At 38.2% G+C, this 22,396-nt stretch carries 19 protein-coding genes; 16 read left to right on the forward strand and 3 right to left on the reverse strand.

Annotated elements, in window-relative coordinates:
• The 7 genes from G6N06_RS09055 to G6N06_RS09085 all read left to right on the forward strand — a co-directional run bounded on the left by G6N06_RS09055 (window position 1) and on the right by G6N06_RS09085 (window position 8,246).
• Complete coding sequence (locus G6N06_RS09055) at window positions 1-1,656, forward strand: BatD family protein (protein WP_163516070.1); 1,656 nt, start codon at window positions 1-3, stop codon at window positions 1,654-1,656.
• Complete coding sequence (locus G6N06_RS09060; protein ID WP_163516214.1) at window positions 1,656-2,660, forward strand: vWA domain-containing protein; 1,005 nt, start codon at window positions 1,656-1,658, stop codon at window positions 2,658-2,660. Before G6N06_RS09055 ends, G6N06_RS09060 begins: the two co-directional genes overlap by 1 nt.
• 90 nt (window positions 2,661-2,750) lie before the next feature.
• The gene (locus G6N06_RS09065) at window positions 2,751-3,788 is read left to right on the forward strand and encodes a vWA domain-containing protein (protein WP_163516072.1); all 1,038 of its coding nucleotides are present in this window, start codon (window positions 2,751-2,753) and stop codon (window positions 3,786-3,788) included.
• A 153-nt stretch (window positions 3,789-3,941) separates the two neighbouring features.
• A complete protein-coding gene (locus tag G6N06_RS09070; protein WP_163516074.1) occupies window positions 3,942-4,760 on the forward strand; it encodes a tetratricopeptide repeat protein in 819 nt (272 codons plus the stop codon).
• Between the two features lie 43 nt (window positions 4,761-4,803).
• Window positions 4,804-6,579, forward strand: a complete 1,776-nt coding sequence (locus G6N06_RS09075; protein ID WP_163516216.1) for a BatD family protein — start codon at window positions 4,804-4,806, stop codon at window positions 6,577-6,579.
• A gap of 1 nt (window position 6,580) precedes the next feature.
• Window positions 6,581-7,330 (forward strand): tetratricopeptide repeat protein, encoded by a 750-nt coding sequence (locus G6N06_RS09080; RefSeq protein WP_163516076.1) that lies wholly within the window; start codon window positions 6,581-6,583, stop codon window positions 7,328-7,330.
• A 289-nt stretch (window positions 7,331-7,619) separates the two neighbouring features.
• Window positions 7,620-8,246 carry a carbonic anhydrase gene (locus G6N06_RS09085; protein ID WP_163516078.1) on the forward strand — a complete coding sequence of 209 codons (627 nt, stop codon included), beginning with the start codon at window positions 7,620-7,622 and terminating at the stop codon, window positions 8,244-8,246.
• Window positions 8,247-8,531: 285 nt separating this feature from the next.
• Here the strand turns inward: G6N06_RS09085 and G6N06_RS09090 are convergent, their stop codons facing one another.
• Window positions 8,532-9,071: a CvpA family protein gene (locus tag G6N06_RS09090; protein ID WP_163516080.1), complete on the reverse strand. Its 540-nt coding sequence runs from the start codon at window positions 9,069-9,071 to the stop codon at window positions 8,532-8,534.
• Window positions 9,072-9,412: 341 nt separating this feature from the next.
• On the opposite strand from G6N06_RS09090, the gene G6N06_RS09095 reads away from it, so the two are divergent.
• The 7 genes from G6N06_RS09095 (at window position 9,413) to G6N06_RS09125 (ending at window position 17,864) form a co-directional block, all read left to right on the forward strand.
• Entirely contained in the window at window positions 9,413-9,769 is a 357-nt protein-coding gene (locus G6N06_RS09095; RefSeq protein ID WP_163516082.1) for a hypothetical protein, read from the forward strand.
• 112 nt (window positions 9,770-9,881) lie between these two features.
• Window positions 9,882-10,901 carry a phenylalanine--tRNA ligase subunit alpha gene (pheS, locus tag G6N06_RS09100; protein WP_163516084.1) on the forward strand — a complete coding sequence of 340 codons (1,020 nt, stop codon included), beginning with the start codon at window positions 9,882-9,884 and terminating at the stop codon, window positions 10,899-10,901.
• A 123-nt stretch (window positions 10,902-11,024) separates the two neighbouring features.
• On the forward strand, window positions 11,025-11,525 hold the full coding sequence (locus tag G6N06_RS09105; protein WP_163516086.1) for a GbsR/MarR family transcriptional regulator: 501 nt from the start codon (window positions 11,025-11,027) through the stop codon (window positions 11,523-11,525).
• A 3-nt stretch (window positions 11,526-11,528) separates the two neighbouring features.
• Complete coding sequence (locus G6N06_RS09110) at window positions 11,529-12,653, forward strand: efflux RND transporter periplasmic adaptor subunit (protein WP_163516088.1); 1,125 nt, start codon at window positions 11,529-11,531, stop codon at window positions 12,651-12,653.
• A 19-nt stretch (window positions 12,654-12,672) separates the two neighbouring features.
• The gene (locus G6N06_RS09115; protein WP_163516090.1) at window positions 12,673-15,870 is read left to right on the forward strand and encodes an efflux RND transporter permease subunit; all 3,198 of its coding nucleotides are present in this window, start codon (window positions 12,673-12,675) and stop codon (window positions 15,868-15,870) included.
• Window positions 15,863-17,272 carry an efflux transporter outer membrane subunit gene (locus G6N06_RS09120; RefSeq protein WP_323028306.1) on the forward strand — a complete coding sequence of 470 codons (1,410 nt, stop codon included), beginning with the start codon at window positions 15,863-15,865 and terminating at the stop codon, window positions 17,270-17,272. The genes G6N06_RS09115 and G6N06_RS09120 overlap by 8 nt, the downstream gene beginning before the upstream one ends.
• 196 nt (window positions 17,273-17,468) lie before the next feature.
• Window positions 17,469-17,864 (forward strand): hypothetical protein, encoded by a 396-nt coding sequence (locus G6N06_RS09125; protein ID WP_163516094.1) that lies wholly within the window; start codon window positions 17,469-17,471, stop codon window positions 17,862-17,864.
• 197 nt (window positions 17,865-18,061) lie between these two features.
• Here G6N06_RS09125 and G6N06_RS09130 read toward each other — a convergent pair whose 3' ends face one another.
• Window positions 18,062-19,063, reverse strand: coding sequence for an NAD(P)H-dependent glycerol-3-phosphate dehydrogenase (locus G6N06_RS09130; RefSeq protein WP_163516095.1), 1,002 nt, complete (start codon window positions 19,061-19,063; stop codon window positions 18,062-18,064).
• Window positions 19,064-19,268: 205 nt separating this feature from the next.
• Here G6N06_RS09130 and G6N06_RS09135 point away from each other — a divergent pair, with 205 nt between their 5' ends.
• Entirely contained in the window at window positions 19,269-20,222 is a 954-nt protein-coding gene (locus tag G6N06_RS09135; RefSeq protein WP_163516097.1) for a nicotinic acid mononucleotide adenyltransferase, read from the forward strand.
• 211 nt (window positions 20,223-20,433) lie between these two features.
• Complete coding sequence (lysM, locus tag G6N06_RS09140) at window positions 20,434-20,943, forward strand: peptidoglycan-binding protein LysM (RefSeq protein WP_163516099.1); 510 nt, start codon at window positions 20,434-20,436, stop codon at window positions 20,941-20,943.
• Window positions 20,944-20,984: 41 nt separating this feature from the next.
• Here lysM and G6N06_RS09145 read toward each other — a convergent pair whose 3' ends face one another.
• Entirely contained in the window at window positions 20,985-22,307 is a 1,323-nt protein-coding gene (locus tag G6N06_RS09145) for a TlpA family protein disulfide reductase (protein ID WP_163516101.1), read from the reverse strand.
• Between the last annotated feature and the right edge of the window lie 89 nt (window positions 22,308-22,396).

Here is a 22,396-nt window from a genome sequence, read left to right on the forward strand (position 1 = left end):
ATGAATTACAATTTACGACATATACCTATTAAAACTTCACGCTTCACGCTCCGTGCTTCAAGCGTTCTGTCTTTTCTCTTTTTTCTATTTTCTATTTTCTCCTCCGCCCAAGTCAAATCATCCATCGATTCCACAAAAATCAAAATTGGAGAGCAGATTACCTATAAAATAGAAGTGGAGGCGGACACTACCGATTTAGTCGTTTTTCCAGAAGGACAAACCTTTACACCACTGGAAATGATTGAGTCCTATAAGCCGGATACGACAAGAAATCAAGCGACATACAACCTCGTTAAAAAATATGGTCTAACCCAATTTGATTCTGGCCATTATACCATCCCGCGACAGAAAATAATTATTGGCAGCAAAGAATATTTTACTGATTCTTTAAGAGTAGAAGTGAATAACGTACTTGTCGATTCAACAAAACAGGGACTTTACGATATCAAACCTTTTATTAAAGTCGAAAAAAGCAGAAGCGATTGGTGGAAGACTGCCCTTATAATTATAGCGATTCTCGCCGTGGTAGCATTCTTAATGTACTGGTTTATCTGGCGCAAAAAGCCATTGACCGAAGCTGAGGAAATCGCATTGCTGCCACCCTATGAACGTGCAAAAATGGCCCTTCAAAAGCTGGACGAATCCGATTACCTGCAACAAGCCGAACTTAAGGGATACTATTCGGAACTGACTTTTATCATCCGTCGTTATTTGGATGAACAAGTATATGATCGTGCGCTGGAAAGTACAACCGACGAATTGATCAATCGTTTGAATCTACTTAAAGATGGCAATCAGATTGAGTTGAGCAAGAACGATATCAGGAATATTGAAACGATTTTAAAGCGGGCCGATTTGGTGAAATTCGCCAAGGTGACCCCAGATATCGAATTGGCCAAAATTGATAGAGATACCGTTGATCTTGAAATTGATAATGTCAAACAAGCGCTTCCAGAACCCACAGAAGAAGAAAAACTGCGCGATCAGCAGTATAAGGAAATGCTAGAGCGCAAAAAGAAACGTCGCAAAATTATCATCACTGTGGCTGTTTCCTTGTTTTTAATTTTGGCAACTTTTGTTGGCTTCTCTGTAAAATACGGATTTGATTATGTCAAAGACACCATCATTGGTCATGAGAGCAAGACACTGTTGGAAGGTGATTGGGTAACTAGCGAATACGGCATTCCGCCAATCTACATTTCCACTCCGGTCGTTTTAGAGCGGGTTGAATCGAAGGCCATTGACACTATTTCCAACGCCAAAACAACGATGTTCAGCTATGGTACTCTATTGAGTTCATTGAACATCGCGGTCAGCACGTCAAGGTTGAACATTCCAGATTCTGCATCAGTCGATTTAAATATGGCCATTGAAGGGGGACTGCGAATGCTTGAACAAAACAATGTTAAGGACATCATTACTAAGAGAGAGAAATTTGTCACTCCAAATGCGGCCGAAGGATTGAAAGTGTTTGGTACAGCATCGTTCCCAGGACTCTTACCTGATCAATATCGCAAAGGCAAGTATGTTTTTCTGGCATTTACTGCTCAGAATATATTACAGCAAGTCATTTTGGTTTGGGATGCAGAAGACCGATACGCTGAAGAGATAATGGAGCGTGTTTTGAACTCCGTCGAACTTAAAAAGGTAGAATGATGCTGGGAGGAATTGAATTTGTAAATAAAGAGTTTTTTTGGTTGTTTTTACTACTTCCAATGCTCATTCTTTGGTATGTGTTCAAGCACAAACAACAAACAGCAGAACTCAATATCTCAACAACAAAAGGATTTAAGCTGACCAACTCTTGGTTGCCAAAAACAAAGCATGCCTTATTTGTTATGAGGTTGTTGGCATTATCTTTGGTGATTACCGCTTTGGCACGTCCAAGAACCGTAGATGTATCTACAAGAACAAAAACCACTAGGGGTATAGATATTGTCATAGCCATTGATGTTTCTGCAAGTATGTTGGCCAAAGATCTAATGCCCAACCGTTTGGAAGCGCTAAAAGTGGTCGCATCAGAATTTATAAAAAGCCGACCTAATGATCGGATTGGCATTGTGGAATATGCGGGTGAAGCTTATACTAAAACACCTATCACTAGTGACAAGGCCATTGTATTACGTGCTCTTAACGATATTAGGTACAATACCATTATTGAAGGAGGAACTGCCATAGGCTCAGGATTAGCAACCGCTGTCAACAGGATTAAAGATAGTAAGGCAAAAAGCAAAGTTATTATTTTATTGACCGATGGGGTCAACAACAGTGGTTTTATAGATCCAAAAATTGCGAGTGAACTAGCTGTAGCTTATGACATTAAAGTTTATACCATAGGTATTGGAACCAACGGAATGGCCTTGTCTCCGGTTAGGATTTTACCGAATGGCAGTTTTCAATACGAGCGCCAACTGGTAGAAATAGATGAAGAGTTAATGAAGGATATTGCAAAAGCAACTGGAGGAAAATATTTTAGAGCCGATAACAATAAGAAATTAGAGGCTATTTATGACGAAATAAACAAGTTGGAAAAAACAGAGGTTGAGGAGTTTAAATACTCCAAATACGAAGAAAAGTACCGTCCATTGATATTATTGGCTTTTGGGCTTTTGTTCTTTGAATTTTTATTGCGCTCTACCTTGTTTAGAAGCTTTAATTAACGACGGACTATAAACAGATTTCATAGAAAAACATTTGTGCATTTTGTGGTCATTTAACGCTATCAAAATACTAAACACTGAATACTTAACATGCAATTAGAAGAAAGAATATGGTTTTGGGGATTAATGGTCATTCCATTGATTGTGCTTATATTTTTGCTTTTGCAATGGTGGAAACACCGAATGCAGCGCAAATTTGCAAGTAAGCCTTTATTGAAAAGATTAAGTCCAAACACGTCCATTTTCAAATCTATTTTGAAAGTTGTAGTGCTTTCTCTCGCTTTCGCGTGCTTGGTCATAGCTTTGGTCAACCCAAAAGTTGGCACAAAGCTTGAGACAGTAAAGCGTGAAGGTGTTGATATAGTTTTTGCCATTGATGTTTCAAAAAGTATGTTGGCCGAGGATATTGCTCCTAACCGTTTGGAGAAATCAAAACAATTGGTCACTCAAATCATTAACAATTTGGCCAGTGATCGTGTGGGCATTATCGCTTACGCAGGAAAAGCATTTCCGCAATTGCCAATTACAACCGACTATGGCTCGGCAAAAATGTTCCTTCAGAGCATGAATACAGATATGCTTTCATCTCAAGGCACCGCTATTCATGAAGCTATTGAGCTTGCAAAAGACTATTACGACGATGACCAAGACACTAACAGGGTTCTCATTATCATTTCTGATGGTGAAGATCATGGCGAATTGGCCACGGAAGTGGCAAGGGAAGCCTATGAAGAGGGAATCAGGATTTTCACCATAGGTGTTGGAGATGTAAAAGGTGGTCCTATTCCAGAAAAGCGAAATGGCATTATTGTCAACTATAAAAAAGATAGACAAGGCGAAACGGTCATTACCCGATTGGATGAAAACACTCTAAAAAGTATCGCCCAAGAGGCCCATGGCTCGTATATTAACGGCCGAAACACCACGGAAGTGGTAGAACATATACGCGACATTTTGGACAAGATGGACAAAACTGAATTTGAAGCCAAACAATTCGCAGATTTTGAATCGCAGTTTCAATGGTTTTTGGGAGCGGCACTTTTCTTTTTGATGATCGATGTTCTATTACTTGAAAGACGTACCTCATGGCTAAAACGTTTAAATTTATTTAACGAAAACGCTACATAACTTTAAGAAAACATTATAATATGGATACCAATAGTTTTTTTAGATTTATGAACTGTTTAAAAATGAGGAAGATAAATTATGATTTTGATTGAATTGGACTTTTGACGAATACAACCATCAACTTTAAAAACGAGTCCATAATGACCTAGAAAAATGAAAAACCTTACACTTCTAATTTTGTTTTTTACAAGTTTTACTTTTTCTCAAGATAAGGAGAACCAAAAAGAACAATTATTGGCAGAAAAGAAATCGAATAACCTCATCTATGAAGCCAATGAGCTAATGGATAATAACAAGTTCATTTCTGCAGAAAAAGAATACCGAAAAGCTATTTCAAAACAACCCACTTCAGTAGCAGGCACCTATAATTTAGGGAATTCCTATTTTAAGGAAGGCAATTACGAAGAGGCACTCTACAGACAGCAACAAGCTGCCAAAAACGCCACCGAGAAATCGCACAAGCATAAGGCTTTCCATAATATTGGAAATATTTTAATGAAGAACAAACAATGTAAAGAAGCAGTTGAAGCTTATAAGAATGCCTTAAGAAATGATCCAACGGACGATGAGACACGTTATAATTTAGCTTTGGCAAAAGAATGTGCTGAACAGCAAAAAGATGATCAGCCAGACGAAAACCAAGATAAGGACAAGGATAAACAGGACGAGAACAAAGATCAAGACGATCAGAATAAAGACAATCAAGATCAGCAGGATCAAGACAAGAAAGATAATAAAGACGACCAAAACGATCAGGATAAGAAGGACGGCGACGATAAAAAAGATGAAGAGAAACCAAAAGATGAAAAGGACCAGAAGAATCAAGAGAAAAAACCTCAACCTGGTCAACTATCTCCTCAACAAATAAAGAATTTATTGGAAGCCATGAATATGCAGGAACAAAAAGTTCAGGAAAAAATGAATGCCGATAAACAAAAAGGCGTCAAAATACAAACAGATAAAGACTGGTAGAGAACAAGTTGGCGGGCGACAGTCAACAGTAGTCAGTAATCCAATGAAATTAAAAGCATACATATCATTATTTTTAATTGTAGCTAGTACAAGTTTTGTTGCGGCCCAAGTAAAGTTTGAGGCTAAAGTAAGCAAGACCAAGCTTGGCATCAATGAACGTTTACGCGTCGATTTTGAAATGAATACCGATGGCGATAATTTCAATCCACCGTCATTTAATGACTTTACGGTAGTAGGTGGCCCAAACCAATCCGTCAGCCATTCTTGGATCAATGGTGTTCGCTCGTTCACAAAGACCTACAGTTACTTTTTAGCTCCAAAAAAAACAGGAACGATTACAATCAATCAAGCAACCATTGAAATTGAAGGTGAAATTTATAAAACTTCGCCGGTAACCGTTCAAATTACTTCAGCAGTCAACAGGCCTAATGATCCCGACAATGCTGAAAATGTTGCAGATGACAACCTTCATCTCATTGCAGAAATATCAAAAGGAAACCCTTATCTCAACGAAGCCGTAACTGTGGTTTATAAATTATATGTTTCTGAAGATATCGGCGTTAGTACATTTAGGGAAATTGACAGCCCGAAATACAATGACTTTTGGAGTCAGAATATTGACCTCAAAGGAAATAAAATTCAAAACGTTCAATTTAAAGGACGGCCTTATCGCTTTTTGGTCATCAAACAGGTGGTTCTATATCCGCAAAAATCAGGAAAGTTGGAGATTGAACCTTTAAGTCTCGATATTACAGTAGAGGTACCTTCCAATAGACGCGACTTTTTTGGCGGTCGGTTGATGACCCAAGTTCACAAAACAGTTTCTGCTGGTAGTAAAACACTTGAGGTTAAACCACTTCCAGAAATCGGAAAACCTGATAACTTCACTGGAGCTGTGGGTAATTTTGATTTTAAGGTAACCACCTCCAAAAGCGAATTAAATGCCACGGAGTCTCTACAGGCACGACTGGAAGTAAAAGGTAAGGGAAACCTTAAACTGTTTCAATTGCCGAAATTAACTTTACCTAGTTCCTTAGAGGTCTATGAACCAGAACACACCCAAAATATAAGAACCACTATTGACGGCATGCAAGGTGGCATTGCAGATAGTTATACGATTGTCCCACAATTTAAGGGCAAGTATCCTATTCCAAATGTAGAATTTTCATATTTCGATTTAAAAACAGAGTCGTACAAAACCATTTCTTCAGGAGAAATGATGATCAACGTACTTGAAGGCCCAACAAACAGTACGCATACCGATAGCAATATAACCGTTGCTGGGGAAGGTAAACAGCGGGTGATCATGAATAACGATCAGTTTGCATTTGTTAAAAGCGAGGCAAATCTTAAACCAATTAAATCGGAGCCTTTCTTTAACTCTTCTTGGTATTGGAGTTCACTTTTATTACCGCTTATGGCCATTCCTTTGGCAATGGTTTTCCGTAAGAAGAAGGCAGAGCGTCGTGCTGACATACAAGGGAATAAAATACGTAAGGCAGATAAACTTGCCAAAAAATATTTGGGAGAAGCCAGAAAATCATTGGGTCAAAAAGAAGCCTTTTATATTGCTCTCGAAAGAGCCCTTCATAATTACTTAAAAGCAAAACTGCGTATTGAAACCAGCGATTTCAGTAAGGATCGGATTAAAGAGTTACTCTTAAGAAGACAAGTGGACGAATATGTAATAGATGAGTTTGTAACCATTCTTGACAGTTGCGAATTGGCGCGCTATACACCTTTTTCTGAAGTGACCATGCAACATGATTATGACAAAGCAGCCCAAACTATTTCAGTAATTGATAAACAGATTCGATAAGATGAAGCATTTTATTTATATACTGGTATTTTTAATTGGCAGCTTAGGGTTTGGCCAAAATGAGCAGCTCTTTCAACAAGCCAATGACTTATACAACAAAGGCGATTTTGAAGATGCCATTTCAAAATATGAAAGCATTATTGAGTCTGGAGAGCATTCTGCAGCTCTGTACTTTAATCTGGCCAATGCACATTATAAACTCAATCATATTGCCCCAAGTATTTATTATTACGAAAAGGCATTAAAATTATCACCAAACGATAAGGAAATTCACAACAATATTGCATTTGCCCGCAATATGACCATTGATGCCATAGACAAGACGCCTGTGTTTGGATTCGAAAAATTCGCAAAGAAGATCACCAATTGGCTCACTTTTGATACTTGGGCTAAATTATCGATACTGTTGATGGTGCTTTTTGTGGTATTTTATCTCATTTATTATTTTAATTATGGCTCCACCAAAAAACGAGTGGCGTTTATCACCGCGATAACTTTCTTTATTCTCTCATGTTGTTCTGTAGCTTTGGCTTTTAATAATTATCATTCTACAAAAAATGATCAACCTGCCATTGTCTTTGCCAAAGAGAGTCAAGTAAAAAGTGAGCCAAACCTAAGAAGTTCTGAATCCTTTAAGCTTCATGAAGGTACAAAAGTTCAAATTTTGGATACTGTCAATCACTGGAAAAAAATACAGATCGCCGATGGAAAAACCGGTTGGATTCCTGCTGATGACATAAAAGCACTTTAGACTTTCATGGATGGTTTCCTGAGGATAAACACCCAATAAAGACATTTGGACATTCTTCGTTATAATTTTATTAAAAAAGAAGCAAGTTTCCTTAGAATAAAAATTATGCCCCTATTCCACTGCTTTATTGCGATTTACCAATATGGAATCGCTGGATACGCATATCTAGTTCGTAAACATGAACGTTTTATTCTTTCATATTTGATTCAAAAAAAGCCATTTTATCACTACTTTTAGTGCATCAACTCCAAACATAAATTGGAATGTTTAAAATAAGAATTTAAATAAGATGGATTTAAACAAAGTATTTGCAAACAACAAAAAATGGATCAAAGATAGACTGTCTGCTGACCCAAGCTTCTTTGAGGGTTTAAGCAAAGGACAAAACCCAGAATTACTGTTTATTGGCTGTTCTGACAGTCGCGTTGCGGCAGAAGAATTGATGGGCTTAGGTCCAGGAGAAGTATTTGTACATCGCAACATTGCAAACATGGTCATTAGTATTGATCTTAATGTCATGTCTGTAGTCAATTATGCGGTCAATCAGTTGCAGGTTAAAGACGTTATCGTTTGTGGCCATTATGCCTGTGGTGGCGTTAAAGCGGCGATGCAATCGGCTGATTTGGGGATTCTAAATCCGTGGCTTCGTAACATCCGTGACGTCTATCGAATCCATCGCAACAAACTAAATGCCATTGAAGATGAAGAAAAAAGATATGACCGATTGGTAGAACTCAATGTTCAGGAACAATGTGTCAACCTGATAAAAACTGCAGCAGTTCAAAAGGCAAATAGAGATAGAGGCCTAAAAGTACATGGTTGGGTATTTGATGTCAAAACAGGAAAGTTGATCGATTTGAAAATTGATTTTGATAAATATCTCAGTAAAATCATGGAGATTTATCATTTGGAATAACCACCAAAAATGTCGTGGCTCGTCCGACCGACACGGGCGAGCCCTATTTTAAGAGAAGAATGCGAAACTGTCATTTCCATCAAGCCAAGGTTGCAGGTTTTACAGTCATTACTGCCAACGAAAGCAGCTCTCTAGTCATCAGACCAATCAATATATAAAGTGCATTCTTTTGTGATTTGGATTGTATCACTACAAAATTCATAGCCTCATGAACTTGGCGTATCTGCTACATGGTTAACATTTGGCTAACCAACAGTGTGACGGCGAACACACATTTGGATATTTTTAAATGGTACCATCGGTCTCAACAGGATCTTCTTCCCAATCTTCTTCCAGTTCTTTCTTCTTTTCCAGGATAATCGGAAACATCATTGGCACCAAGGATTTCACAGGAGTATAAAGTGCAGAGTCTTCAATGCTTTTTTCATCGGTCATTGGAATGGCCCGGTTAGTAATATCATAAATATTGAGCACTACACTTAAAATCAATGCCAATTTTATCGCTCCAAAAAGAGCGCCAAGCAGCTTATTGACAATTCCCAGAGCGGCAAAATCCGCAAGCTTTGTCAAGGCTTTCCCTGCTAAGGCTATCGCCAAGACAATGATGAGAAAAGTTACGGCAAATGCAATAATATTAATTGTTTTCTCATCCCACTGTGAGTTTTCATCAATAAAGGTTTCGGCATAATTACTAAAGTGGATCGCGCCATATACCCCGGCGATCAAGGCTATGACAGAAGCAATTTCCACAAAAAATCCTTTCATAAAACCTCTCACCAATCCAAGACCGATAACCCCTAGTAAAATGATATCCAAAACACTCATAAGCTATTGTATTTTAGCAAACGTACATAAATTTCGGATTTTAAGACTTATAAATTCTAAACAGAATGTATAGTTTCTTAACTTTGCCTAAGAGTTCTAGTTGAAAGATTAACAACAAAAAACGGTCACTACTATTTAGTTACCGACAAAATTGAACTTGAAGTTGATTTGAATCTCAAGTTTCGTTCCAATTTGAAGTTGAATTTCAATACTAACTAAAAAGATTACTGCCTTACTTCGACAAACTCAGTAACACGCAGGAAATTAAAATTGTCGCTGCTATTATGGTAATGACAAGGAATTATTAACTAAAAAGATTCCTGCCTTCGCAGGAAGTGATCATGTCAAGAGACAAACTATTAAAAGAACGTTGGGAGTTAGTAGTCAAAAAGCTTTCTACCCAATTCGCTGAAGGCGATATATTAGATTTGGATGCCATCATCTATTTGATTGGTGTGCAAGAATTAGGACAACTCCATAGAAAGTTCAAGAAAGACCATAAATTGGATTTGATGCATATTGGCATCTGTCGATTATTAGAGCCTTATGGTTATTACGAATTCGATTATTTTGATGAGGATAAGTGGCCTCATTATACCATTAAAGAACAACTCCCTCCATTAAAAGCAGGGGAACAAAGTGTCCTGATGAAAGAAGCCATTGTCAATTATTTTATTGAAACTGAATTTATAAAATAATTCTCTCATCAGATCTTTCAGGTGTTTAAAACCTGATAGGTCTTTAAGGTTTACAAAATCTTGTAGGTTTTTATCTGAAAAGCCTTAAATTTGCCATTCATTTTTTTGATTTATGATAGACAAGATTAAAGAACTCATCGCTGAAGTCGAGGCTTTTAAAGCTCAATCCAAGGAAGAGATCGAAGCATTTCGGATTAAATACTTAGGAAAAAAAGGAGTATTGAATGAATATTTTGCAGAATTTAAAAACGTAGCTAATGATCAAAAGAAAGAGTTTGGTCAAGTCATCAATCAATTAAAAAGCACTGCCGAAGACAAAGTCAATTCTTTAAAGGAAGAATTGGAAAGTAAAGAAGAGATCAAAGGCGTCTTTGGCGATTTATCACGTCCTGGCGAACCTATTGCCATTGGCGCACGTCACCCAATTTCCATCGTTAAAAATCAGATCATAGATATCTTTTCGCGCGTAGGTTTTAACGTCAGCGAAGGACCTGAAATTGAAGACGACTGGCATAATTTTACCGCACTGAACTTGCCAGAATACCACCCGGCAAGAGATATGCAGGACACGTTTTTTATTCAAACCAATCCCGATATTTTGTTGCGTACACACACAAGCTCTGTTCAGGTACGCTATATGGAAACCAACAAACCACCAATCCGTACCATTTCTCCTGGGCGGGTGTTTAGGAACGAGGCCATTTCATCACGTTCGCACTGTTTCTTCCACCAAGTGGAGGGTTTGTACATTGATAAAGACGTGAGTTTTGCCGATTTAAAACAAACTCTTCAATATTTCACCACCGAAATGTTTGGGAAAAGTAAAATCCGTTTGCGTCCTTCCTATTTTCCATTTACTGAACCAAGTGCAGAAGTAGATGTGTATTGGGGACTGGAAACTGAAATCGACCATCGCATCACCAAAGGTACTGGATGGTTGGAAATCATGGGCTGCGGAATGGTCGATCCGAACGTTCTAGAAAATTGCGGCATCGATTCAAAAGTCTATTCCGGATTTGCCTTTGGAATGGGTATTGACCGGATTGCCATGCTTTTACATCAAATTGGTGATATCCGATTGTTGAGCGAAAATGATGTCCGATTTTTGGAGCAATTTAAATCATCTTTATAAATCGTTATGACCCATAACGATAACCGATGAGTTTTCATCGGTTTTTTTATTTAACATTTTTTTAACTTCGATTGGTTCGGATTGTTCCGAACCTCGCTTATCTTTGCATGAAATTTGAATCACATGATAAGTAAAATGCGTAATGACAAAGAAGACTTAGTCGAAAGATTGGGTGTCTTTATGGAGCAAAAAGAACAACTTGCTCCGGTTGCAGCCCGTATTTTATCCTATATTATTTTAACCGGTAAGGCTGGGACCACTTTTGATGATTTAGTCAGAGATTTATGTGCCAGTAAAAGCACGATTTCCACACATTTAAACCATTTAGCCGATTTAAAGCGAATTCTTTACTTCACCAAAACCGGCGATCGAAAAAAGTATTACACTATTAACGAAGACAGTATCATTCAAAGTATTGATGCCATGACAGAGTCTTGGATTCTCCAAAAAGAACTGCATTTAGAAATAAGAGAATATAAGGAAAAGACCAATCAATTGAAAAACGATTATACTTCAAAGTTTAATCTGGACTTTCATGACAATTATATCGAGTTTTTAGATGAAGTCACCAAAGCAGTATCAACATTAAAATCAAGAATTTTAGAAAAAAACACTAAACTCTAATCAATGAAAACAATCAAACTCCCATTAGTCATCTCCCTTAGTATCATCACTCTTTTCTTGAGTTGTGGGGACAAAGAACAAGCACCACAAGGGCCACAAGGACCGATGCCGTTTCAAGTGACCACCATTCCCCAAAAAACTGTAACAGGTTTTACAACTTATCCAACGAGCATTGAAGGCGTCAATAACAGTGAAGTACGCCCTAAGATCTCAGGCTATATTACAGAGGTACTCGTTGACGAAGGTCAGAAAGTGAGAAAGGGACAAACCTTATTCAAGTTAGAGACACAAACACTCAGCCAAGATGCTGCCGGAGCAAAGGCCAATGTCAATGCAGCTCAAGTTGAGGTTGACAAACTAAAACCTCTGGTTGAAAAAAACATTATCAGTGGTGTACAATTAGAAACTGCAAAGGCCAAATTATTGCAGGCACAAAGTGCCTATAACAGCATTGTTGCCAACATTGACTATGCCAATATAAAAAGTCCTGTGGACGGTTATGTTGGATCAATTAGATTACGTAAGGGAACATTGGTGAGTCCTACAGGTCCAGAACCGTTAACTACAGTTTCTGACATTAGTGAAGTCTATGCTTATTTCTCAATGAATGAACGAGAATATCTTGATTTTATTCAAAACGCAGATGGCAACAGTATTCAAGAAAAGATCAAAAATCTTCCAAAAGTCACTTTGATCTTGGCCAATGGAAGTGTTTATGATCAAGAAGGCACCATTGAAACCATAAACTCCCAAGTAAATGCCAATACTGGATCTATATCCTTTCGGGCCGTTTTTAATAATGACTCAAGATTATTGACCAACGGCAACAGCGGAAAAATAAGAGTTCCAAAAACTTATTCAAATGTTGTGGTAGTCCCTAAAGAATCTACCTATGAGCAGCAAGGCAGTTATTATGTCTATAAACTAGCTGAAGATAATATGGCTGTTTCTACACGAATTGCGGTTTTAGCCGATGTTAACAATGTTTATGTAGTTTCTGATGGTCTTAAAGCAGGCGATAAAATTGTTGCAAAAGGCGTTGCAAAGTTAAGAGGTGATTCACAGATACAACCAATGGAAGTGCCTTTTGACACGATTGCAAAACCAATCGAAAAAGTATTCAGATAATAAACCAAGATAAGAACTTATGATAAAGACATTTATAGAAAGACCGGTACTTTCAACGGTCGTTTCGATCATCATCGTGATTTTGGGTATTCTTGGTCTTACCACATTACCTATTACGCAATATCCTGATATTGCACCACCAACTATTTCAGTAAATGCCAATTATCCTGGTGCCAACGCTGAAACCATCTTGGAGAGTGTGATTATCCCCATCGAGGAGCAAATCAACGGTGTGGAAGGAATGACCTATATTACCTCCAGTGCTTCCAATACAGGAAGTGCAACCATTACCGTATATTTTGATCAGGAGGTCGATCCTGATATTGCAGCGGTAAACGTTCAAAACCGTGTGGCACGTGCCAATCCGCAATTGCCCCAAGCGGTGTTGCAAACCGGTGTAACTACCTCAAAGCAGCAAACCAGCGCCTTGATGTTTACCTCATTTTATAGCACCAATCCTGATTACGATGCCACATTTATACAGAATTATCTAAAAATCAATGTCATTCCAGAATTACAACGGGTTGACGGCGTTGGTGATGTGAATGTGTTTGGAGTCAAAGATTACGCCATGCGTATTTGGTTGCGTCCGGAAAAAATGGCTGCCTACGGACTGATTCCTACCGATGTTACCGCAGCATTGCGCGAACAGAGTTTGGAAGCTGCCGCAGGATCATTGGGTGAAAATGACGGAGAAGCCTTTAGTTATGTCATCAAATACGGTGGCCGATTTAAAACTGAAGCGCAGTATAGCGATATTATCATTAAAGCCCTGGGCAACGGACAGTTTTTAAAACTCTCTGACGTCGCGGATATTGAATTGGGCGCACAGTCTTATGCAGGTGGATCTATTACCAACGGCCTTCCAGCGGTAAACATGGGTATTTTTCAAACCAAAGGTTCCAACGCTCGAGACATTATTATTGATATTGAGAAAAAGTTGGAAGAGATCAAAGCCGATTTACCTAAAGGTGTAGAGATTTTTATACCCTACAACACCAATACGTTCTTGAATGCATCCATTGAAAAGGTGGTCTCCACCCTGGCTGAGGCATTTTTACTCGTGTTCGTGGTAGTGTTTATTTTCCTTCAAGACTTTAGATCAACCTTAATTCCGGCTATTGCAGTTCCGGTTTCGATTATCGGTACGTTTTTCTTCTTAAATCTTTTTGGTTACTCTATCAACCTATTAACACTTTTCGCCTTGGTATTGGCAATTGGTATTGTGGTGGATGACGCCATCGTCGTGGTAGAGGCTGTTCACGCCAAGATTGATGAAGGAGAATCTGACCCTAAAAAAGCAACGGTAGATGCCATGCATGATATTACTGGGGCTATTGTTTCCATTACCTTAGTCATGGCAGCAGTGTTTGTTCCTGTAACCTTCATCCAAGGTCCGACGGGAGTGTTCTATGAGCAATTTGGAGTTACGCTAATTGTGGCCATTATTATTTCGGCCGTTAATGCATTAACCCTGAGCCCTGCCTTATGTGCCCTGTTCCTAAAAGGTCATGACGACAAGCAAAATAAGAAGAAGAAAGGATATCTTGGACGATTCTTTGATGGTTTCAATAAAGGTTTTAACGCCACCGTTACCAAATACGGAAAATCTGTTCATTTCCTATACAAACATAAATGGATAACCGTGGTTGTTCTTGCAATATCCGTTGGTGCTATCTGGTGGTCTTCTTCCGTATTGCCAACTGGATTTGTCCCTGATGAAGATAGAGGTATCGTATTCGTAAATATTGAACTTCCTGCCGGATCTTCAATAGACAGAACCCATCAGGTAAACGCTGATTTATATAAAAAGCTCATTCAAATCCCAGGGGTTAAAGGGGGGTCAATTATTGAAGGAAGTAGCTTTTTGGGAGGTGCAGGGAGCAACTTCGGACTGGGCTTTATCCGTTTGGACGATTGGGAAAACCGTGATGCCGATTCACTTTCCGTACAAAGTATTACTGGGAAAATGTTCGCAGCAGCGGCACAGATTCCTGAAGCAAACATCATCTTCTTTGCACCACCAAGCATACCTGGGTTTGGTAACTCGGCGGGAATTGAAGTCAACTTGTTGGACCGCTCAGGTGGCAGTTTTACGGAATTAGATAAAGTCACTCAAGATTTTGTGGGCAAACTCTCCCAACGACCAGAAATTCAGTATGCACAGTCATCGTTTAACACCCATTATCCGCAGTATGAGATAGAGTTAAATGCCGAACTGGCTAAGGAATTAGGTGTACCTATCAGTGATATATTTTCAACACTTCAAGGGTATATTGGAAGTATTTTCGCTGCCGATTTCTCAAGATTTGGTAAACAATATCGTGTATATGTTCAAGCTTTGCCTCAGGATCGTGCTGAAGAAAGTGATTTGGGCAAACTCTATGTACGTACAGGTACCGGAGAAATGACTCCAATTACAACATTTGTCAACTTAAAAAGAGTTTACGGACCACAATCCGTAACCCGTTTCAATCTATTTAATTCTGTAACTTTAAATGCAGCAGTAGCCCCTGGCTTTAGTTCTGGTGATGCTATTAAAGCAGTAAATGAAGTTTCACAATCCTTACCTGCCAATTATACCACTGCGTATTCTGGATTGACTCGTGAGGAAGTGAATGCAGGCAACCAAACAACGACCATTTTTATATTGTCTTTAGTGTTTGTTTATTTCCTGTTGGCTGCCCAGTACGAAAGCTATTTGATTCCATTCTCTGTACTTCTATCCTTACCACTAGGGGTTTTTGGAGCGTATTTCACAACGCAACTTACAGGATTACAAAATAATATTTATTTCCAAATTGCACTGATTATGTTACTTGGACTCTTAGCCAAGAACGCCATTTTGATCGTGGAGTTCGCACTGCAAAGACGACGCCGAGGTGAATCCATTTTGGCAGCCGCCGTCCATGGCGCCGAAGCACGTTTACGACCAATTTTGATGACCTCCTTTGCTTTTATCTTCGGATTGTCGCCATTAGTGTTTGCAAGTGGCGTAGGTGCATCAGGAAACCGATCTATTGGAACTGGAGCCGTAGGTGGAGTGCTCATAGGAACCGTTCTTGGAGTGTTTGTCATTCCAATTCTGTTCATGTTCTTCCAATGGTTACAGGAAAAAATATCAGGAGCTCCTCAACGCGTATTAGAACTTGAAGCGGAACACAATCAACAAACATTAGAACTTAACGACGATCAAAATCATGATAACAATGCTTAAAACTCGTACATTAAAATATATGGTCATGCTGACTGTTTCAGCATTTTCCCTTCAAAGTTGTTTTGTAGCAAAGGACTATGACCGACCGCAAGTTGAAGAAACTGAAAATCTGTTCAGAACGGATGCGTTGTCAACCGATACACTTTCCATGGCTGATTTGTCATGGAAAGAATTGTTCACCGATCCTTTTTTGATTCAGTATATTGAAGAGGGACTTCAAAACAATATTGATATCCGTGTTGCCATGCAACAAGTGTTGGCAGCGGAAGCGTATGTAAAGCAAGGAAAAGCGGCCTATTTCCCGTCCATTAATGGAAATGCCTCCGTGACACACCAAGAAATGTCAAAGAACAGTCAGTTAGGTTCCTTTCTTACCAATAGATCATCCGACCAATTTGATTTGACTGCAAATCTATCGTGGGAAGCCGATATCTGGGGGAAAATACGGAGCAACAAACGCGCATCTGAAGCTGATTATTTAAGAATCGTGGCCGCACACCAAGCGGTGAAATCACGTTTGGTTTCAGATATTGCAGCAACTTATTACCAATTACTCGCTTTGGATGCCCAATTGGAAATCACCAAAAAAACGGTCATGGTTAGAGATAGTAGCATTAGTACTATTCAAGCCTTGAAGGATGCGGGATATGTCAATCAAGTGGCGGTAGATCAAAATATTGCTCAATACAATCAAGCCAGAGCATTACAAGTGGACTTAGAGACGGCCATTTTTCAGACTGAAAACGTCATGAGCATCTTATTGGGTAAACAACCTCAAAGTTATACACGTAGTAGCCTTGAGGAACAAAGCTTGCAATCTGACTTGAAATTAGGTGTTCCAAGTACTTTGTTGAGAAATAGGCCTGACGTGATCGCGGCAGAATACAATTTAGTTAGAGCTTTTGAAATGACCAATGTAGCGCGAAGCAACTTTTATCCATCCTTAACCATTTCGGCATCAGGAGGATTCCAAAGCATAGAGTTGGACCAATTGTTAAACACCAATTCGTTATTTGCAAACATAGTTGGAGGCTTGACACAACCCATTTTCAATCAACGTAAAATCAGGACCCAAAAAGAGGTTGCTGACGCTCAGCAAGAACAAGCCTTATTGGAATTTAAGCGCTCCTTATTGACTGCAGGAAATGAAGTTTCAAACGCATTGCATGCTTACAACGCAGAGACCAGAAAATTTGAATTTAGAATCTTGGAGGTTGAAGCATTAAGAAATGCCGAAAAAAATTCTTCAGAATTATTAAAAAGCGGGTTTACCAACTACCTCGATTTGCTAATTGTGCGACAAAGTGTTTTGAATTCCGAGTTGAATGTAATTGATAGTAAATTACAACAGCTGTTGACTATTGTTGACCTATACGAAGCGCTTGGGGGCGGTTGGAAATAAATACTTGACCCTTATGATTTGCCAATGATTTGAGGCATATCAGATAGGAAAATTTAAAAATATTTGAAAAAAGGAAGACTTGAGTAACGGGTCTTCCTTTTTAATTAAACCGTAATTACATCAAAACTATTATTGACCATAAAATAGTAACTTTGCGAATCAATTAATAAGATCCCTGCCTTCGCAGGTAATAAACATGAAAAAAGACATCCAAATTCCAAAAGTTGAAGGCGTATATATAGCCATTGTCAATGAGTATAATGAGATTTATAAAACCCACGATTGGAATGCATATATCATCAATGATAAGGGTGTCGATTTAGAACTTGTATTAATCGTTACCAGTGGATATTCTGAAAAGAAAGTTACGGCCACTTTCCGCAAAAAGCTGGATGTACTTCCAAAAAAGAGTTATGCCAAAATAGAATTCATACCGGAAGAACTATTCACCTTAAACAACGAATTTAAAGTGACTTTTTTTGAAGGAAATAAGATTTACGAAAAAACCTATCTCTTCAGAAAGAATTCCATTAACGTAAAAGCTTTTCAGAAAATTCCCTTGATGGAGACAAAGGGGGTTTTGGTTAAATAGAACACCGAGGACGCTGATTTTAGCAGATGTCCACTGATTTCGTATGACACAAATTTACCGATCCTTTCAGGCAGCCTGTACTTAGTATCAATAAGTTTTATTAAAATTTGATGTTTCTAACTGAACTCTAATTTCCTTTCTTTGCGCCTCTGCAAGAACAATTGCAAGCTTCCAACGTCGTGCTTCCAACTCCTCTTCTAATCCAACTTCTCCGTCAGTTTCTGAAATATCCTTTTAGGATCCTTGCCTTCGTATAAAATCGCATAAGTTGCCGTAATGATAGGCAACTTGTCTTTTCTTTCATTCTTTTCAATAAGGTCATAAGCACTTTTTGTGGCATAGTAGCCTTCTGCGACCATATTCATTTCCATTTGTGCAGACTTAACGGTATAACCCTTCCCTATCATATTTCCGAACATTCTATTTCGCGAAAACAGTGAATAGCCAGTGACCAACAAGTCGCCCAAGTAAGCAGAATCATTGATGTTGCGCTTCATCTTGTGTCGTTTTTTAATAAAGCGTTTCATCTCACGTATCGCATTACTCATCAAGACACTCTGAAAATTATCACCATACCCCAATCCGTGGGCAATTCCGGCCGCAATAGCGTAAATGTTTTTCAGCATGACAGCGTATTCAATACCTATCACATCATCACTGGTTGAAGTTTTGATATAATTACTTGCCAAAGCTTTAGCAATTTGAGCAGCTTTGGTTTCATCTGCACAGGCAATTGTTAAATAAGACAAGCGTTCCAGTGCTACTTCCTCTGCATGGCAGGGACCTGAAATGACGGCAATATTCTCATATGAAACACCGTAGATATCATGAAAGTGCTCGCCCACCAACTTTCCCGTTTCGGGCATGATGCCCTTAACTGCAGACACGATAATTTTATCTTTAAAATCTACATTTAACTTGAGCAATTCGTCATGAATAAAGGCCGATGGAATAACAAATATCAACACATCTGCATAAGTTGCCATCTCATTGATGTCATTACTTATCTTAAGTTGTGAAGTGTTAAATTCAACAGAACTTAAATAACTTGGGTTGTGTTGTTCCTTCAACAAGTGTTCTTTAATATAAACACTTCGCATATACCAACCTACTTCATCAAGATTTTCACATAGCATTTTTACAATTGCTGTGGCCCAACTTCCCGATCCAAAAACCGCATATTTTATTGGTGTACTCATAAATATATTAAAGTTAATGCGGTTCAAAAATACACAAAAAATAGCGGTTATTCCATTCCAAAATCAACTGAAAATAAATTTTTGGCACGTGTTTTGAATCTTAGCCATTATAATCTTTAAAGTGTTGGATTGTGAAAAATGCTAGGATCTTCAACGAACTGCCCTCAAACAGATCAAACCAAGATTTTAAAATAAAATTGAACGGATGAAAACTCTAAAATTACTTTTCGGATTTGCCCTAGCGGCAACTATATTTACCTCATGCAGTACCAATACTGTTTATGAAGAGCCAGCTGTATCATTGAATCATCTGTTAGGCTCATATGATCTGTGGTATGTTGACATCAATCAAACGGTAGGTTATGGTGAAACGCCTTTCCTACAAATTGCATTTACGCTTTCGTTTAGAAATGGGGTCTTATTTGCCAATAATAATTTAGTGGGTTTTGGGCCCAATGGACAGGGCAATGGTTTCGGGATTGATATTGGAGAATACGATGCCTATGAAATGACCTTAGACATCTATCACGATCTTGATGGCTATCAAACATTTGATGTTTATCAAGTAGATTTTGACACCATCGAATTATATAATCCGTTTAACGACACATCTTACTTTTTACATGGGTATCAAAAATCGCAATTTGACTATGACTTTGTATTTTATGATAATATCCATTATTTCCTACAAGAATATAATGCTTGGGAAAAAACCTATACCAGTCAAATGGGTGCCTTAAATGAATTTGACGATGAAAATTACTTACAGTTTTTAGCAGGCGGAAACGATTCTGAATTCAGAAGTTCAAAGGATTATAATATCTTGAATCCTGATGATATTTATTGGGATTACACTGGAGTCTATGGTGTGGGCAATATTACAGGGAACACACACCTCAAAACATTAACATTAGATTATGATTATTTTGACAATGAATTCTTTGAATTGAGCGTTGTCAATGATCAAGTGATAGAGTTATATCATGCCAATTCCGGTACGACCTATGAATTTACTGGACGCGGCTACATACAATATATGCGGAATGCTGAAGCTAAAGGTATTACTAACGATGGTAAGACAAAATCATCTGATATAATGAAAAAACGCAAGCAGAAAACTGCAAAAAGAGATAACCCTCGGGTAAACAAAAGAAACTAAATTTTGGTTGGTTATTTAGTTTCTGGAAGCGCTCATCTGATTTATTTTAGATGGGCGTTCTCTTTTTATTTAAAAATTTATTGATAGGTCCCATCACAAGATTTCAATTAGTTGTTGTAAATTACCTATTAAATCAGCAACTGATTGAATTAAACATTCAAATGTCGTATTAAAAACATCATTAGAAAAACTCTTAAAAACTTAAAATTATATGGGACTATTTTCATTTATTAAAAATGCCGGAGCAAAGGTATTTGGTGTTGGAAATACTGACGCCGAAGAAAAAGCAGAAGCACAAGCTAATGCCAATAGAAAAGCCGCTGCAAATGAACTTAATGCAAAAGAAGCAGGAGCCAGAAAACTCGAAGAAACAATTAGAGATCTGAAACTTGAGGTTGAGGATTTAAAAATCAAGATTGATGATGACATGGCGATTGTAAAAGGAAAGGCCTATGATCAATCTACAAGAGAAAAAGTTGTTTTAGTAATTGGTAACACCAACGGGATTGCGTCAGTAGACGACCAGATGAGTGTTGAACATGCCGAACCTGAGGCGCAGTTTCATACGGTCATCAAAGGGGACACCTTAGGAAAGATAGCCAAAAAATATTATGGGAATGCCATGAAATATCCCATCATATTTGAAGCTAACAAACCAATGTTGACCGATCCTGATAAAATCTATCCAGGGCAAGTTCTGAGAATTCCGAGTTTGGCATAAGACAGAAAAAGAGGCCGTTTTTCAGTACGGCCTCTTTTCTCTTATAAGTCATTTAATAGTGTTTGTAATTCTTCTAAACTATCGGGTTTTGCAATAATTTTTTTGTCCTTATCCAAAATAAAATAGGTTGGTGTACTTTCAACGCCATATTCATGGCTCACATAACGTCTTGGCGTCCCTGAATCTATAATATGAATGAACTTAGGGTACTTAAGAATTTCGCTCTCCCACGTCACATCTTCGCCCTGTGTTCCATAAGCAATCACTTGCAAGGTTTTAGGATCTATTTGATCAACTGTTTTTCGGATTTCAGGCAATTGCTCTAAACAATGTGAACAGCCACTATTCCAAAAAATGAGCAAATAATTATCGGCCATAGCCAATTTATGTAGGGTTGTTTCAACCATCATACCGTTTACGTCCGTACGAATAGGGAAATCTATGGCTGTAGCTCCAACAGAATTGTTTTTATGAATGGTCAACACCTTAACCAGCATCGTATCATTAGCTTCAGTGGCAAGCTTCAATAAATAGGTATCCGCAGTATAGTTGGCCACGTTGTCCTCTTCAATCTGCAGCATGTTAGACCAAATAGCCTGTAACAATGCTGTTTTGATTTCTGAATTGTCCTCACCAATATAATTGACCAAATTATCAATTTGATGTTTATAAAAATCTTCCGTTGCCTCCGGTGACATTCCAAAGATATATGCCCTGACCCGATCCGTTAAAAACTCTGAACTTTGCAAAAGGGGATTACTGAAATCGACATTGGCGAGATAGGTATCTTTTAAATTTTTGGAATAGGTGGAAATATCTTCATAGGCTTCAGGAATATAAGGCCTATTGGCTTTAATAAACACCGAGGCCATAGTCCCCTTTGACGCGAGTTCAAAAGCATCCTGAGTTTCTTTCAGGGTTTTAAAAATATCCATAAAGGCCGCTTTATCGTCACTTTTATGTGTATAAAAATTGCTGATGGCCCTGTTGATCATTTCAATACTATTGGTATAGGACGCCCATAACTTATTCTCATTGGATTCCTTAAACTCTAAACCTTCAGTCAAACTAAAGTGTAAAACAACATCTTCCTTACCACTATAGATCAAATCGAAGTTGTTGATTTCTTGGGGCACACCATAGACTATTTTATAAATTCCAGCAGTCTCTGTGGTGTCCAATTTGATCTTAAAATGGCCTTTTTCATCCACCTTGGCGCGATCGACATATTCGGCACCCGTTGGACTTGATTTGTATAGAAAAGCGTAGGTAAAATCTTCTACAGGTGAAAAAACACCTTCTATAGAGTGCTGAGCCATCAAGAAAGAGGGCAGAAATGTTAAAAGTATAATCAATTTTCTCATTCAATTACTATTTTGTTCTTTTATAAATCGATAATCCTCGATGCAACGAGGTTTAAAATCTTGTAAGCTTCAATAATTCAAAGCTTCAA

The sequence above is a fragment of the Gelidibacter japonicus genome, from assembly GCF_010725055.1.
In the GTDB taxonomy this organism is placed as follows: Bacteria; Bacteroidota; Bacteroidia; order Flavobacteriales; family Flavobacteriaceae; genus Gelidibacter; species Gelidibacter japonicus.

What these genes read in the sequence shown, in the direction of transcription:
- G6N06_RS09055 (WP_163516070.1), top strand. Translation starts at nt 1, where the DNA reads ATGAATTACAATTTACGACATATACCTATTAAAACTTCACGCTTCACG.
- G6N06_RS09060 (WP_163516214.1), top strand. Translation starts at nt 1,656, where the DNA reads ATGCTGGGAGGAATTGAATTTGTAAATAAAGAGTTTTTTTGGTTGTTT.
- G6N06_RS09065 (WP_163516072.1), top strand. Translation starts at nt 2,751, where the DNA reads ATGCAATTAGAAGAAAGAATATGGTTTTGGGGATTAATGGTCATTCCA.
- G6N06_RS09070 (WP_163516074.1), top strand. Translation starts at nt 3,942, where the DNA reads ATGAAAAACCTTACACTTCTAATTTTGTTTTTTACAAGTTTTACTTTT.
- G6N06_RS09075 (WP_163516216.1), top strand. Translation starts at nt 4,804, where the DNA reads ATGAAATTAAAAGCATACATATCATTATTTTTAATTGTAGCTAGTACA.
- G6N06_RS09080 (WP_163516076.1), top strand. Translation starts at nt 6,581, where the DNA reads ATGAAGCATTTTATTTATATACTGGTATTTTTAATTGGCAGCTTAGGG.
- G6N06_RS09085 (WP_163516078.1), top strand. Translation starts at nt 7,620, where the DNA reads ATGGATTTAAACAAAGTATTTGCAAACAACAAAAAATGGATCAAAGAT.
- G6N06_RS09090 (WP_163516080.1), bottom strand. Translation starts at nt 9,071, where the DNA reads ATGAGTGTTTTGGATATCATTTTACTAGGGGTTATCGGTCTTGGATTG.
- G6N06_RS09095 (WP_163516082.1), top strand. Translation starts at nt 9,413, where the DNA reads ATGTCAAGAGACAAACTATTAAAAGAACGTTGGGAGTTAGTAGTCAAA.
- pheS (WP_163516084.1), top strand. Translation starts at nt 9,882, where the DNA reads ATGATAGACAAGATTAAAGAACTCATCGCTGAAGTCGAGGCTTTTAAA.
- G6N06_RS09105 (WP_163516086.1), top strand. Translation starts at nt 11,025, where the DNA reads ATGATAAGTAAAATGCGTAATGACAAAGAAGACTTAGTCGAAAGATTG.
- G6N06_RS09110 (WP_163516088.1), top strand. Translation starts at nt 11,529, where the DNA reads ATGAAAACAATCAAACTCCCATTAGTCATCTCCCTTAGTATCATCACT.
- G6N06_RS09115 (WP_163516090.1), top strand. Translation starts at nt 12,673, where the DNA reads ATGATAAAGACATTTATAGAAAGACCGGTACTTTCAACGGTCGTTTCG.
- G6N06_RS09120 (WP_323028306.1), top strand. Translation starts at nt 15,863, where the DNA reads ATGCTTAAAACTCGTACATTAAAATATATGGTCATGCTGACTGTTTCA.
- G6N06_RS09125 (WP_163516094.1), top strand. Translation starts at nt 17,469, where the DNA reads ATGAAAAAAGACATCCAAATTCCAAAAGTTGAAGGCGTATATATAGCC.
- G6N06_RS09130 (WP_163516095.1), bottom strand. Translation starts at nt 19,063, where the DNA reads ATGAGTACACCAATAAAATATGCGGTTTTTGGATCGGGAAGTTGGGCC.
- G6N06_RS09135 (WP_163516097.1), top strand. Translation starts at nt 19,269, where the DNA reads ATGAAAACTCTAAAATTACTTTTCGGATTTGCCCTAGCGGCAACTATA.
- lysM (WP_163516099.1), top strand. Translation starts at nt 20,434, where the DNA reads ATGGGACTATTTTCATTTATTAAAAATGCCGGAGCAAAGGTATTTGGT.
- G6N06_RS09145 (WP_163516101.1), bottom strand. Translation starts at nt 22,307, where the DNA reads ATGAGAAAATTGATTATACTTTTAACATTTCTGCCCTCTTTCTTGATG.